Origin of the sequence: Photobacterium sp. J15 (assembly GCF_963870815.1) — a bacterium.
GTDB classification, from domain to species: Bacteria; Pseudomonadota; Gammaproteobacteria; order Enterobacterales; family Vibrionaceae; genus Photobacterium; species Photobacterium marinum.
On sequence record NZ_CAWMUI010000001.1, the window covers coordinates 599,069 to 613,299 of the forward strand.

General features: G+C 50.1%; 13 protein-coding genes. 12 read left to right on the forward strand and 1 reads right to left on the reverse strand.

Features of this window, described 5'->3' with window-relative positions:
- The first annotated feature begins 172 nt into the window (after positions 1-172).
- From ftsB to rpoS, 8 genes are all read left to right on the forward strand, one after another.
- A complete protein-coding gene (gene ftsB / locus AACQ93_RS02940) occupies positions 173-445 on the forward strand; it encodes a cell division protein FtsB (protein WP_064602070.1) in 273 nt (90 codons plus the stop codon).
- Between the two features lie 81 nt (positions 446-526).
- The gene (gene ispD, locus AACQ93_RS02945; protein ID WP_064602073.1) at positions 527-1,225 is read left to right on the forward strand and encodes a 2-C-methyl-D-erythritol 4-phosphate cytidylyltransferase; all 699 of its coding nucleotides are present in this window, start codon (positions 527-529) and stop codon (positions 1,223-1,225) included.
- On the forward strand, positions 1,225-1,698 hold the full coding sequence (gene ispF / locus AACQ93_RS02950; RefSeq protein ID WP_007466391.1) for a 2-C-methyl-D-erythritol 2,4-cyclodiphosphate synthase: 474 nt from the start codon (positions 1,225-1,227) through the stop codon (positions 1,696-1,698). The genes ispD and ispF overlap by 1 nt, the downstream gene beginning before the upstream one ends.
- 81 nt (positions 1,699-1,779) lie before the next feature.
- Entirely contained in the window at positions 1,780-2,838 is a 1,059-nt protein-coding gene (gene truD, locus AACQ93_RS02955) for a tRNA pseudouridine(13) synthase TruD (RefSeq protein ID WP_064602076.1), read from the forward strand.
- Entirely contained in the window at positions 2,819-3,568 is a 750-nt protein-coding gene (gene surE, locus AACQ93_RS02960; RefSeq protein ID WP_064602079.1) for a 5'/3'-nucleotidase SurE, read from the forward strand. The genes truD and surE overlap by 20 nt, the downstream gene beginning before the upstream one ends.
- Before the next feature lie 2 nt (positions 3,569-3,570).
- Positions 3,571-4,200: a protein-L-isoaspartate(D-aspartate) O-methyltransferase gene (locus AACQ93_RS02965; RefSeq protein WP_007466394.1), complete on the forward strand. Its 630-nt coding sequence runs from the start codon at positions 3,571-3,573 to the stop codon at positions 4,198-4,200.
- A 6-nt stretch (positions 4,201-4,206) separates the two neighbouring features.
- Positions 4,207-5,127 (forward strand): peptidoglycan DD-metalloendopeptidase family protein, encoded by a 921-nt coding sequence (locus AACQ93_RS02970; RefSeq protein WP_064602082.1) that lies wholly within the window; start codon positions 4,207-4,209, stop codon positions 5,125-5,127.
- A gap of 56 nt (positions 5,128-5,183) precedes the next feature.
- Complete coding sequence (gene rpoS / locus AACQ93_RS02975; protein ID WP_007466396.1) at positions 5,184-6,179, forward strand: RNA polymerase sigma factor RpoS; 996 nt, start codon at positions 5,184-5,186, stop codon at positions 6,177-6,179.
- Positions 6,180-6,294: 115 nt separating this feature from the next.
- On the opposite strand, the gene mutS is transcribed toward rpoS, so the two are convergent.
- Positions 6,295-8,832, reverse strand: coding sequence for a DNA mismatch repair protein MutS (gene mutS / locus AACQ93_RS02980; protein ID WP_369808732.1), 2,538 nt, complete (start codon positions 8,830-8,832; stop codon positions 6,295-6,297).
- A 214-nt stretch (positions 8,833-9,046) separates the two neighbouring features.
- On the opposite strand from mutS, the gene pncC reads away from it, so the two are divergent.
- The 4 genes from pncC to alaS all read left to right on the forward strand — a co-directional run bounded on the left by pncC (position 9,047) and on the right by alaS (position 14,228).
- Positions 9,047-9,544 carry a nicotinamide-nucleotide amidase gene (gene pncC / locus AACQ93_RS02985; protein ID WP_064602093.1) on the forward strand — a complete coding sequence of 166 codons (498 nt, stop codon included), beginning with the start codon at positions 9,047-9,049 and terminating at the stop codon, positions 9,542-9,544.
- Between the two features lie 141 nt (positions 9,545-9,685).
- Complete coding sequence (recA, locus tag AACQ93_RS02990) at positions 9,686-10,738, forward strand: recombinase RecA (protein ID WP_007466399.1); 1,053 nt, start codon at positions 9,686-9,688, stop codon at positions 10,736-10,738.
- A gap of 116 nt (positions 10,739-10,854) precedes the next feature.
- Entirely contained in the window at positions 10,855-11,316 is a 462-nt protein-coding gene (gene recX / locus AACQ93_RS02995; protein WP_007466400.1) for a recombination regulator RecX, read from the forward strand.
- 287 nt (positions 11,317-11,603) lie between these two features.
- On the forward strand, positions 11,604-14,228 hold the full coding sequence (gene alaS, locus AACQ93_RS03000) for an alanine--tRNA ligase (RefSeq protein ID WP_007466401.1): 2,625 nt from the start codon (positions 11,604-11,606) through the stop codon (positions 14,226-14,228).
- Positions 14,229-14,231: the final 3 nt, after the last annotated feature.

Consider the following 14,231-nt stretch of genomic DNA (forward strand, 5'->3'; position numbering starts at 1 on the left):
TGTCTGGTAATCGGAGCTAGTCACATTTATCGCTTTATGGGATTATTATCGTCTTGCAATTGATATAGGGAGTGCATGAACCTTGCGTTCAGCAGGTTGTGCTTACCGTGTTCCCTTCGGGAACAGAATTGCTTGAAAACAGAAATAATTGTGTGAAAGAACGGGGATTTGCATGCGTTTGTTAACACTCGCACTGCTGGTTGTATTAAGCTGGCTCCAGTATGACTTCTGGTTTGGTAAGAATGGCATGATGGATTACATGGCAGTCAAAGAGAATGTGGCAATACAGCAGCAGGCTAATGCTGAGTTGTTACAGCGAAACCAGCAAATGTACGCAGAAATCCACGACCTGCACCGAGGCCAGGAAGCCGTTGAGGAGCGTGCCCGTAATGAACTCGGCATGATAAAGCCGGGAGAAACCTTCTTTCGCATTGTCGGTGACTGAGCCTGTTTTTCCTTTGCTGTTATTAACTGGCAAGTGAAAATCGATGGCTACTGCTATAAACGTTGAATGAATACCTTACCAATGACAGATAAGATCACCGCAGTGGTACCGGCAGCCGGTGTCGGTAGCCGAATGGCGGCAGACCGTCCCAAGCAATACCTGCAAATAGTAGGTAAAACTATTTTAGAACATACGATCGATCGGCTTTTCAGTCATCCGGCTGTTGAGCGGGTGATCATTGCTATTAGCAAAACCGACCCGTATTTTTCCGCGTTGCCGCTGGCAAATGATCCGCGTATTACCGTGGTTGACGGTGGAGCAGAGCGTGCTGACTCAGTCTTTGCCGGTCTGGCGGCGATTGAAAATGAAGATAGCTGGGTGCTGGTTCATGATGCAGCCCGCCCTTGTCTGCGTATAACCGATTTGGAAAAACTGATTTCGCAAGCGCAGCAAAGTGATTGTGGTGCGATCCTTGCGGCACCGGTACGCGACACTATGAAGCGCGGTAATGGCCAAAACGGCATTGCTGAAACCGTTGAACGTAATGATCTCTGGCATGCCTTGACGCCTCAGATGTTCAAGGTGAAGCAGTTGCGTGACTCTCTGCACCAGGCGTTGGAACAGGGGGCGGTGGTAACGGATGAGGCTTCAGCGCTTGAATTCTGCGGTTATGTGCCGCTGCTGGTAAAAGGCCGTGCCGATAACCTTAAAGTAACCCAGCCGGAAGATCTGGCTCTGGCCGAGTTTTATCTACAACAATTAACAAAGGAACAGCCATGATGCGAATCGGACACGGTTTTGATGTACACAAATTCGGTGGTGAAGGCCCGGTAATTATTGGTGGTGTGGCCATTCCATATGAGCAAGGACTGATTGCTCACTCCGACGGTGATGTGGCGCTGCATGCTGTTTGTGATGCCCTGCTCGGTGCTATTGGTGCTGGTGATATCGGTCGCCACTTCCCGGATACCGACGCCGAGTGGGAAGGTGCCGACAGCCGTTTCTTGTTGCGTGATGTCTATAGTAAAGTGAAGGCTAAAGGCTATCGTCTGGGTAACTTGGATGTCACCATCATTGCTCAGGCTCCGAAAATGGCACCTCATATTGATGCGATGTGCCAGGCTATTGCCGAGGATTTGGAAACCGATATTGAAAACATCAATGTCAAAGCGACTACCTCGGAACGACTGGGCTTTACCGGTCGTAAAGAAGGCATTGCCTGTGAGGCAGTGGTCCTTATCAATAAACAATAATGAATTTTTCCCGGTATCGCGAACTATGATCTGCGGTACTGGGTTTTGCAGTTTATATTGCTGCCAACATACGGTGTATCTATGTCTGATGTAATGGACAACTTTAACTGGTTATACGGTAAACCAGAGTGCCAGGGGCGAATCAAAGTCCAGCCTGAACATTTTGTCGTTAACGAAAATTTGGGTTTTGATTTTGCCGGTACTGGCGAGCATTTTATGGTGAAAATCCGTAAAACGGGTGAAAACACCAAATATGTCGTTAATGAGCTGGCTAAAGCGTGTGGGGTGAAATCCCGCGATGTGAGCTGGGCTGGCCTTAAAGACCGCCATGCGGTGACCGAGCAGTGGCTGAGCGTACACCTGCCGGGTAAACCGGATCCGGATCTGACTCAGTTTGTTGCGGAACATCCCGGTGTCGAAGTGCTGGAAACTGCGCGCCACGACAAGAAATTGCGTCCGGGTGATCTTATCGGCAACTGGTTCCAGCTGCGCCTGAGTGAACTGGATAAGCCGCAAGATGTTATTGACCGCTTGGAGCAAATCAAGCTGCAGGGTGTGCCTAACTATTTCGGTGAGCAGCGTTTTGGCCACCATGGAAACAATGTCGTGAAAGCCCGTGCCTGGGGTAATGATGAGTTTCGGGTTAGAGACAAGAGCAAGCGTAGTTTCTATCTGTCTGCTGCACGTTCCTGGTTGTTTAACATGGTGTTGTCATCCCGTATCGAACAGGGGCTGGTAAATACTGTGATGGCAGGTGACTGGTTGTTAGGTGAGAATGAGCATTGTGTTGCCGAGTCGGTGACGCCGGAGCTTGAAGCGAAAGTAACCTGTGGTGAGCTGGCTATTACTGCTCCGATGATGGGTGATAACGCACTGCCGACAACAGCTGATGCCGAAGCAATGGAAATGGCAGTTGTTGAGCAGGAACCTCTGCTGCTGAAACTGATTCGCGATAACCGGATGCGTCATGAGCGCCGTTCTTTACTGCTAAAACCACAGCAGATGGAATGGTTGCAGGAAGGTGATGATGTTGTGGTATCTTTTGCCTTGCCGGCAGGTTGCTTTGCAACGGCGGTTGTACGTGAATTAATGATTGAGCGTGAGCTAGAGGATGGCGACCATGCGAATTCTGATCAGTAATGACGACGGTATTTTTGCCGAAGGGATAAACACGCTGGCTGTGGCATTGGCAGAGATTGCCGAAGTTACAGTTGTTGCACCGGACCGTAATCGCTCCGGTGCTTCGAACTCTCTGACACTGGACTATCCGTTGCGTATTCGTGAGGAAGGGAATCATCGGATTTCAGTGGAAGGTACGCCAACGGATTGTGTCCATTTTGCCCTGAATGAATGGCTGGATTACCGTCCGGACATTGTTATTGCTGGTATCAACCATGGTGCTAACCTTGGTGATGATGTGTTGTATTCTGGTACAGTAGCGGCGGCGACAGAAGGACATTTTCTCGGCGTACCGGCGATTGCGGTATCATTGGTAGGATCAAAGCATTTTGATACGGCAGCGCAGGTTATCCGGGAGGTGGTTGAGCAACTGGCAGACAACCCGCTTCCAACCAACAAGTTATTGAATATCAATGTTCCGGATTTACCTTACTCTGAGCTGCAGCAGTGGCAGGTTACCCGCCTTGGTGCCCGCCACCGGGCTGAGAAAATGGAGAAGGCGACAGATCCCCGGGGTAAAACGATATACTGGTTGGGTCCTCCTGGCGCATGTCAGGATGCTGGGCCGGGAACAGATTTTTATGCAATAGAGCATAACCATGTTTCAATAACCCCATTGCAGGTTGATCTGACCGCACATGATGCCATGGGTGGTGTTGAGCAGTGGGTTAAACAAATGGAGACAGAATAAGGATGCGTTATGCGGAAGAACGGCATCGCTTAGTAACTTTCTTACATCAGTTGGGTATTCGCGACGAAAAAGTATTACAAGCGATGTTAGCGGTACCCCGAGAACTGTTTATTGATGAGGCCTTATCTCATAAGGCATATGAAAATAATGCTTTGCCGATTGGCAGCGGGCAGACGATCTCGCAGCCTTATATCGTGGCTAAAATGACGGAGCTGCTTGAGCTGCGCCCTGAATCACGAGTGCTGGAAGTTGGTACTGGTTCTGGTTACCAGACAGCGGTCCTGGCTCATATTGTCGATCATGTTTTCTCAGTGGAGCGGATTAAAACATTGCAGTGGCAGGCTAAGCGCCGCCTCAAGCAACTTGATTTGCATAATATCTCCACCAAGCATGGTGACGGTTGGCAGGGATGGGCAAGCAAAGCGCCGTTTGATGCCATTATCGTGACAGCAGCAGCAGGAGAAATTCCTTCTGAACTGCTTGCTCAGCTGGCTGACGGTGGTCGTTTGATTATTCCTGTCGGAGAGGAGTATCAGGTGCTGAAATGCATTGTGCGTAATGGTGATCAGTATTTATCCCAGGATATTGAAGCTGTGCGTTTTGTCCCTCTGGTGGCAGGAGAGCTGGCGTAAATCCCGATGAGTGTGGTGGTGAGAAAAGCGTTAAGACGAATGACAGCAGTAGCGGTATGTCTGTTGCTGTCGGCTTGTTCCAGCCACACTCCGGCACCGGTAACCAGTGTCGGTAAGGACTATGACAGCATCAAGCGGGGCAGTTATCGCGGTAGCTACTATGAGGTACAGAAAGGCGACACCCTGTACTTTATTTCATATGTAACGGGTCGCGATATCAAAGATATCGTCGCGGCTAACAAACTTTCTCACCCTTACACGATCTTTCCGGGACAAAAGCTTCAGTTGTGGAAGCCGAAGTATATTGCGCCTGCCTATGGTAAAGCCGGAACGGTGCCGATTGTTAAACCCCCAGTAAAAACAGTTGTTAAGGCAAACCCGCCAAAAGCAGTTCCGAAACCGGCCCCGAAAGCCAAACCCAAAGCCAAGCCGAAACCGGCTAAGCCTGTGCAAAAAACAGCCAAGAAAAGTGTTGATCCAAAACGCACAAAAGAGTACGCTCAAAACACAAAAAGTAACAAGCCTGTTACAAAAAAGATGTATGGTGCTAACAACAAGGTCTCCGGCTGGACATGGCCAACAAAGGGACGGATCATCGCTAAATTCTCCAGTGCAGAAAACGGTAACAAAGGGATCGATATTGCCGGTCGAAGAGGACAAACCGTAAATGCATCTGCGGGAGGGGTGGTCGTCTATGCAGGAAATGCGTTACGTGGTTATGGGAACCTTGTGATCATTAAGCATAGCGAAGATTATCTCAGCGCTTATGCTCACAACGAAAAAGTATTGGTAAAAGAACAGCAGACGGTGAAAGCGGGGCAGAAAATTGCGTCAATGGGAAGCTCCGGCACCAGTAGTGTACGTCTGCATTTTGAGATCCGTTACAAAGGCAAGTCTGTGAATCCATTACGGTATTTGCCGAAATAGACAACATGGCATAGTGAAGTTGTAATGTCTTGCTAACTCGCCATCTGGGAGGCGCTATGAGTAGAAGCAATACTGCTACAGACATAGAAAACTTTGATTTTGATGAAGATATGGAAGTTGACTCGGCAGAGATCGAGAACAATGCCGCTTCTTCTGAAGAAACCAGTAGTAATGATGATGTCGATATGTCGCAATACGGAGCAACACAGAAAGCTCTGGATGCGACACAGCTTTACCTCGGGGAGATTGGTTTTTCTCCACTCCTTACAGCGGAAGAGGAAGTCCTGTATGCCCGCCGTGCTTTGCGTGGTGACGAAGTTGCCCGTAAGCGTATGATCGAAAGTAACCTGCGTCTGGTAGTAAAAATTTCCCGTCGTTACAGTAATCGTGGACTGGCTCTGTTGGATCTGGTTGAAGAAGGTAATCTTGGTCTGATCCGCGCCGTCGAAAAGTTTGACCCTGAACGCGGCTTTCGTTTTTCTACTTACGCAACTTGGTGGATCCGTCAGACTATTGAACGTGCCATCATGAACCAAACCCGCACAATCCGCCTGCCAATCCATGTCGTTAAAGAGTTGAATGTCTATCTGAGGACTGCACGTGAACTGGCGCAGAAGTTGGATCATGAACCAACTGCTGAAGATATTGCCCTGAAACTCGATAAATCCGTTGAAGACGTTAACCGTATGCTGCGCTTGAATGAGCGTGTCGGCTCAGTGGATAACCCGATTGGGGGCGATTCGGAAAAGGCGTTGCTGGATATTATTCCGGATGAAAAGAGTGGAGGGCCGGAAACCTCAACTCAGGATGATGACATCAAGACATCAATTGTCACCTGGCTTCAGGAACTCAATCCGAAACAGCGTGAAGTACTGGCGCGCCGTTTTGGCTTATTGGGCTATGAAGCTTCGACACTGGAAGATGTCGGACGTGAAATTGGCCTGACCCGTGAACGTGTACGTCAGATCCAGGTGGAAGGGCTACGCCGTTTGCGCGATATGCTGACCCATCAGGGGCTGAATATAGAGTCTCTGTTTAATCAGGATATGTAGACAAAACCTGTAAGCTGATAACTGTTGAGAAACACACCTGTTTCCGGCTTACAGAACGACAGAATAAAAAAGGACGCGTCATGCGTCCTTTTCTCGTTCCGGTGTTTTACTCCTATTACAGGAGTGCTTTCAGGCGGTATAGCTCTTCCAGAGCCTGACGTGGAGTCATATCGTCAGGGTTGATATTCGCTAATGCCTCTTCCACTTCACTTGGCTCAGGGATCAGACTCAGCTGTTGTTCGGTTTTCGGTACTACGCTGGCAGGTGTTGTTGCCTGCTGGTGGCCGCTGGCCTCTAGCTGTTGAAGCTTGATCTTAGCGCGCTTGATCACTGACTTTGGTACACCAGCCAGGCTGGCTACCGCCAGGCCGTAAGACTTGCTGGCTGCACCTTCCTGAACGGCGTGCATAAAGGCAATTTCATCACCGTGCTCTACAGCATCCAGGTGAACGTTAGCCAGGCCATCGATTAATGACGGCAGTTCAGTCAGCTCGAAATAGTGAGTGGCAAACAGGGTCATGGCTGCAATTTTCTCTGCCAGCCATTCAGCACTTGCCCAGGCCAGAGACAGGCCGTCATAGGTACTCGTACCGCGTCCGATCTCATCCATCAGCACCAGGCTGTTTTCTGTAGCGTTGTGCAGGATGTTCGCTGTTTCGGTCATTTCCACCATGAAGGTTGAACGCCCGGAAGCCAGATCATCTGAAGCACCGATACGGGTAAAGATGCGATCCAATGGGCCGAGCTTCACAGAGTCTGCCGGGACAAAAGAGCCGACATGGGCCATTAGGGCAATCAGTGCGGTTTGACGCATATAGGTCGATTTACCACCCATGTTCGGGCCGGTGATCACCAACATACGACGATCTTTGTGTAGGGAGATCGGGTTGGCGATGAACGGCTCGCTTAGTACCTGCTCAACAACCGGGTGACGGCCGGCACTGATTTCGATACCAGCTTCAGGCGTCAGCTCAGGGCGGCAGTAGTTCAGGGTATCAGCGCGCTCGGCCAGGTTCGCTAGTACATCAAGTTCTGACAGTGCTGCCGCGACATTCTGTAGCTGCTCAAGGTGCGGTAGCAGTTGGTCGAACAGCTCATCCCAAAGCTTTTTCTCCAGAGCCAGAGCTTTAGATTTGGAGTTCAGCACTTTGTCTTCGTGCTCTTTCAGCTCAGGGATAATGTAACGCTCGGCGTTTTTCAGGGTCTGGCGGCGAACGTAGTGGCTCGGAACAAGATGGCTCTGACCGCGACTGACCTGGATATAGAAACCGTGAACCTGATTAAAGCCGACTTTCAGGGTGTCGATATCATGGCGTTCACGCTCGCGCTCTTCCAGCTCTTCCAAGTAGCGGGTCGCACCATCGGCTAGATCGCGCCACTCATCCAGCTCGGCATTGTAACCCGGAGCCAGAACACCGCCGTCTCTGATAACTACCGGCGGGTTTTCGATAATTGCGCGCTCCAGTAGCTCGCAGATATCGTCCATCGGAGCTGCAAACTGTCCCAGCTCATGAATGCGTGGCTGGTTGAATTCAGTCAGTAGTTCCGCCATTTCAGGCAGGTGTTGCAGGGCGGTACGCATTCGGGCCAAGTCACGTGGACGGGCTGAGCGCAAAGCCAGGCGGGCCAGGATACGTTCCAGGTCTCCCATGTTACGCAGTACACCGGCCACATCGACAAACATACCGGTATCTTTGAATGCTGCAATGGCATCAAGGCGGTTGTTCAGTTGTTTGGCGTCACGGATTGGTTGATGTAGCCAGCGTTTGAGCAGGCGACTGCCCATTGGTGTTGCCGTGTAGTCCAGCACAGATGCCAGCGTGTTATCAAAGCCGCCGGCAAGGTTCTGGGTCAGTTCCAGGTTACGACGGGTTGCCGCATCCAGGATCACTGCATCATCTTTGCTGTCTTTGGTGATTGCGCGAATATGCGGCAGGGCAGTGCGCTGGGTATCTTTTACGTATTGCAGCAAGCAGCCGGCGGCACACAGGCCACGCTCGGCATTTTCAACGCCGAAACCGACCAGATCACGGGTGCCGAACTGCATGGTCAGCTGCTGACGAGCAGTCTCTAGATCAAATTCCCATACCGGGCGGCGACGGGTGCCGTTAAACGGTTGAACCAGACCCGGTAGGGCAAAATCTTCCGGATACAGTAGTTCCGCCGGGCTGGTACGCTGTAGCTCAGCCTGCATCGCTTCTTCGGTTTCCGGCTCAGTCAGCATAAAGCGGCCTGAGGTGATATCCAGAGTAGCGTAACCAAAGCCGTTGTTGTTCTGGTAAATGGCAGCGATCAGGTTGTCATGACGCTCATTAAGCAGCGCCTCATCACTGACAGTACCAGGCGTGACAATACGCACTACTTTTCGCTCAACCGGACCTTTGCTGGTGGCCGGATCGCCAACCTGTTCACAGATGGCGACTGAAACCCCCTGTTGAACTAACTTGGCCAGGTAACCCTCAACAGCATGGTACGGTACCCCGGCCATCGGGATTGGCTGACCGTTGGAAGAGCCGCGTTTAGTCAGGGAGATATCCAGTAACTGAGAGGCATTTTTTGCATCATCATAAAATAGCTCGTAGAAGTCGCCCATCCGGTAGAACAGAAGAACATCAGGATTTTCAGCCTTGATCTTCAAATACTGTTGCATCATGGGGGTGTGCTTTTCTAAACCTTTCACTGTCACGATATCGCCTGCTTGCTTGTTCCGATTGGTATAAAACCGGTTAAATTTCCGGAGGCTTAGGATACGTGAATCGAGCAGGTCGGCAAAGGGGCAATTGTGTTTTTTACCATCGGTTGGTGTTGGTATTGAGTTGCCGAACTCTGGAGGTCGGAGTAAGGTAGCAACAGCAAAAATAAACGGCATGAAGGACGTTAAGTTGATGCAATTAGCACAGGTGTTGGGGGAAGCGCTTTCCCTTCAGGGATGGGTTGCGACTACTGCTGAATCTTGTACTGGTGGCGGGGTTTCAGCGGCCATCACCGATATCGCGGGTAGTTCCGGCTGGTTTGACCGGGCGTTTATTACTTACAGCAATGAAGCCAAACAGCAGATGCTGGGAGTTTCTGCGCTCACGCTCGAACAGCATGGTGCAGTCAGCGAAGAGGTTGTCAGGGAAATGGCCGCCGGAGCGCTGAAGCATTCGCTGGCTGACATTAGTGTCGCGATTAGCGGCATTGCCGGACCGGGTGGTGGAACTGAAGCTAAGCCGGTCGGTATGGTCTGCTTTGCCTGGGCAGATAAGCAAGGTTGGATGCAGGTCGAGACCTGTTTTTTTGATGGTGATCGCAATGCGGTAAGACAACAGGCCATTGAAAAATCACTCTCTGGTATGTTGCAGCGCCTGCGGCAATTGGGCTGAGCAAAGATTGCCCGTTGCTGAGGTATAAAAGGAACAAAAAAATTTTCATACAGTGCTAGACACTGTATGAATAGACAGTATACTAAGCTTCATACACAGATAACCTTCGTTATTAATTTTAAGCATCCGTTGGAGAGTCGAATGGACGACAACAAACAGAAGGCTCTTGCCGCAGCGTTAGGCCAGATTGAAAAGCAGTTCGGTAAAGGTTCCATCATGAAGTTGGGCGATAACCGTACTATGGATATTGAAACCGTATCTACGGGCTCCCTGTCGCTTGATATCGCACTTGGCGCCGGTGGTTTACCAATGGGTCGTATCGTTGAAATCTATGGTCCGGAATCATCAGGTAAAACGACACTGACGCTTGAAGTTATCGCGGCCGCTCAGAAGCAGGGTAAGACATGTGCATTTATTGATGCCGAGCACGCTCTTGACCCAATCTATGCTCAGAAGCTGGGCGTTGATATCGACAACCTACTGGTATCTCAGCCGGATACAGGTGAGCAGGCGCTGGAAATTGCCGATGCGCTGGCTCGTTCTGGTGCTGTCGACATTATGGTGGTTGACTCCGTTGCCGCCCTGACGCCGAAAGCGGAAATTGAAGGTGAAATGGGTGACAGCCACATGGGTCTGCAGGCGCGTATGCTTTCACAGGCGATGCGTAAGATCACCGGTAACCTGAAAGCATCGAACTGTATGTGTATCTTCATCAACCAGATCCGTATGAAGATTGGTGTGATGTTCGGTAACCCAGAAACCACTACTGGTGGTAACGCACTTAAGTTCTACGCTTCTGTTCGTCTTGATATCCGCCGTACAGGTGCAATCAAAGATGGCGATGAAGTGGTGGGTAACGAAACCCGTATTAAGGTTGTGAAGAATAAGGTTGCAGCACCGTTCAAACAGGCTGAAACTCAAATCCTTTACGGTCAGGGCTTTAACCGTCTAGGTGAGCTGGTTGATCTGGGTGTGAAGCACAAGATGGTAGAAAAAGCCGGTGCATGGTACAGCTACCAGGGCGATAAGATCGGCCAGGGTAAAGCGAATGCTTGTAAGTACCTGGGCGAGCACTCTGAAATAGCTGAAGAGCTGGAGAAGAAACTGCGTGAGCTGCTTTTGTCACCAACGACAGCTCCTGCTGCTGAAGAGGCTGTCGAAGCTGCGGATGCAGAAGAAGATCAGGCGTTTTAATTCGCTTCCGGACTTCCTGAACTGAAGAATAATACTGCCTTGCTTTCGGGCAAGGCAGCTGAACGGGCCCGGTACCAGAGTGTACCAGGCCCGTTTTGTATATCGAGGTACAACTTATGAGAAAGCAAGCGCCGAAGCAAAGCGCCAAAGAGGCGGCGATTGGTTACCTGTCACGGCGAGATCATGCAGAAAAAGAGCTGTTCAAGAAGCTGAAAGCGCGAGGCTACAGTGAGCAGGATGTATCAGAAGCCATTGCTTTCTGTCAGGATTATAACTGGCTGGATGATGCCCGATTTGCCGCTATGTTGATGCGAAACGGGGTTGCCAAAGGTTGGGGAGCACTCAGGATCCGACAGGAAATGAAGATGAAAGGGATCCATGACACAGTTGTCAGCCAAACAATGGAAGAGACAGAAATCGACTGGTTTGAGCAAGCCCGTGCTGTTGCTTTACGAAAATTTGGCAACAGCGAGATGGACACACCGAAAGAAAAAGCCCGCCGTTTTCGTTTCATGCAGTACCGTGGTTTTGACTTTGAACAAATCAAGTATGCGTTGAATGCGGAAGACGAATATTGAAAAACTGAGTTTTTATACGACAGTGATGTGCTGGTTTTCTGACCACAGAGCTGTCATCAGCCTGCTTACGCACTGAACGAAAATACAAATTGCGTTAATTTTTAACATAACATTTCCCGTATCCCCCGCCGTTGTTTTACAATAGTCCCCAAAGACTTTATTTTGTTCGTTTAAACCTATTGCCATACGAGCCGGCAAAGACGCTAAGCTCCTAAGGGAATAGGGCATCTTATCGCCTCAGGGCGATATTTTTGGTTTTATAAAAAGCAATTATTCAGGATTTGCCAATGTACATGAGCACTGATGAGATTCGCCGTGCGTATCTTGCGTTTTTTGAGAGCAAAGGTCACCAGATCGTAGAAAGCTCTTCTCTTGTACCTGCTAACGACCCAACACTGTTGTTTACCAACGCAGGTATGAACCAATTTAAAGATACATTTTTAGGTCTGGAAAAGCGCAGCTACACTCGAGCGACAACGGCTCAGCGCTGTGTACGTGCGGGTGGTAAGCACAATGACCTTGAAAACGTAGGCTTCACAGCCCGTCACCACACATTCTTTGAGATGCTGGGTAACTTCAGTTTCGGTGACTACTTCAAACACGATGCTATCAACTACGCATGGGAATTCCTAACAGACGTACTGAAGCTTCCTCAGGACCGCCTGCTAGTAACCGTGTATGAGACAGATGACGAAGCATTCGATATCTGGAACAAAGAAGTAGGTATTCCTGCTGACCGTATCGTACGTATCGGCGACAAGAAAGGCGGTAAACCTTATGAGTCAGATAACTTCTGGCAAATGGGTGACACTGGCCCTTGTGGTCCATGTACTGAAATTTTCTTTGATCACGGTGAGCATATCTGGGGTGGCCGCCCTGGTACTCCGGAAGAAGACGGTGACCGCTTCATCGAGATCTGGAACAACGTATTTATGCAATTCAACCGTCAGGCTGACGGTACTATGGAACCGCTACCTAAGCCTTCTGTGGATACTGGTATGGGTATCGAACGTATTGCTGCGATCATGCAGGGCGTTCACTCAAACTATGAGATTGATATCTTCCAGACTCTGATTAAAGAAGCTGCTGCGGTTATCGGTTACGACGATCTGTCTAACCAGTCTCTACGCGTTGTTGCTGACCACATCCGTTCATGTGCATACCTGATTGTTGATGGTGTGATGCCATCAAACGAAGGCCGTGGTTATGTACTGCGCCGTATCATCCGTCGTGCAGTTCGCCACGGTAACAAGCTGGGTGCGAAAGGTGCTTTCTTCTACAAACTAGTAGGCCCTCTGGCTGAGATCATGGGTACTGCCGGTGTTGAACTGAAGAAGCAGCAGGAAATGGTTGAGAAAGTGCTGAAGATCGAAGAAGACAACTTCGGCCGTACGCTTGACCGCGGTATGACAATTCTGAACGAAGCGCTTGATAACCTTGACGGAAAAGTGCTTGACGGTGAAACCGTATTTAAACTTTACGATACTTACGGTTTCCCTGCTGATCTGACTAACGACGTTGCTCGTGAGCGCGGTTTCTCTATCGATGAAGAAGGCTTCAACGATGCAATGGAAGCTCAGCGCCAGCGTGCTCGTGAAGCGGGTCAGTTCGGTGTTGACTACAACGAAGCAATCAAAGTTGAAGCGGACACTGATTTCTGCGGCTACTCAGCAACAGAAGGCGAAGGCGACGTTGTTGCTCTGTTCCGTGACGGTGAGGCAGTTGACAGCATTAACGCCGGCGAAGAAGCGCTGGTCGTTCTGAACAACACTCCTTTCTACGCTGAGTCTGGCGGTCAGTGCGGTGACACTGGTGTAATGACTGCAGCAGGCGTGAAATTCGATGTAGCTGATACTCAGAAATTTGGTGCGGCTATTGGCCACAAAGGTTCGCTGGTTGAAGGTACCCTGAAAGTGGGCGATAAGCTGACGGCAACTGTTGATGCTGAGCGTCGCGCGTCTGTTAGCTTGAACCACTCGGCGACTCACCTACTGCACGCTGCACTGCGTAACCTGCTGGGTGAGCACGTAGCTCAGAAAGGTTCCTTGGTTAAGCCTGACTCTCTGCGTTTTGACTTCTCTCACCTTGAAGCGGTGAAACCTGAAGAAATTCGCGAAGTTGAGCGTGTGGTGAACGACCAGATCCGCCTGAACCACTCAATCGAAACTAACATCATGGATATCGAATCAGCGAAAGCGAAAGGTGCTATGGCACTGTTCGGTGAGAAATATGATGATGAAGTTCGCGTATTGAGCATGGGTGAATTCTCTACCGAGCTTTGTGGTGGTATTCATGCCAAGAATACTGGTGATATCGGCCTGTTCAAGATCGTATCTGAAGGTGGTATCGCAGCAGGTATCCGTCGTATCGAAGCGGTAACCGGTTCGGCAGCTATTGAAGCGCTGCACGCCCAAGAAGCCCTGCTGGCAGAAACTGCAAGCCTGGTTAAATCGGATGCTGCTTCTGTTGCAACGAAAGTTAGCGCTCTGGTTGCTCATAGCAAGCAACTGGAAAAAGAAATCCAGCAACTGAAAGACAAGCTGGCTGCGCAGGAAAGTGCTGGCCTTATCAATCAGGCGCAAGAGATCAATGGCGTGAAAGTGCTGATCTCTAAACTTGACGGTGCAGACAACAAAGCACTGCGTGGAATGGTTGATGAACTGAAAAATCAATTGGGTAGCGGTATCGTTGTGCTGGGCAATGTCAGCGGTGACAAAGTTGGTCTGATTGCCGGTGTAACTAAAGATCTGATTGGCAAAGTGAAAGCCGGTGAACTGGTTAACATGGTTGCTCAGCAGGTTGGCGGTAAAGGCGGCGGTCGTCCGGACATGGCTCAAGCGGGTGGTACAGATGCAGCAGCTCTGCCTGCGGCACTTGAGTCCGTTACCCCTTGGTTGGCAGATAAACTGTAAGAT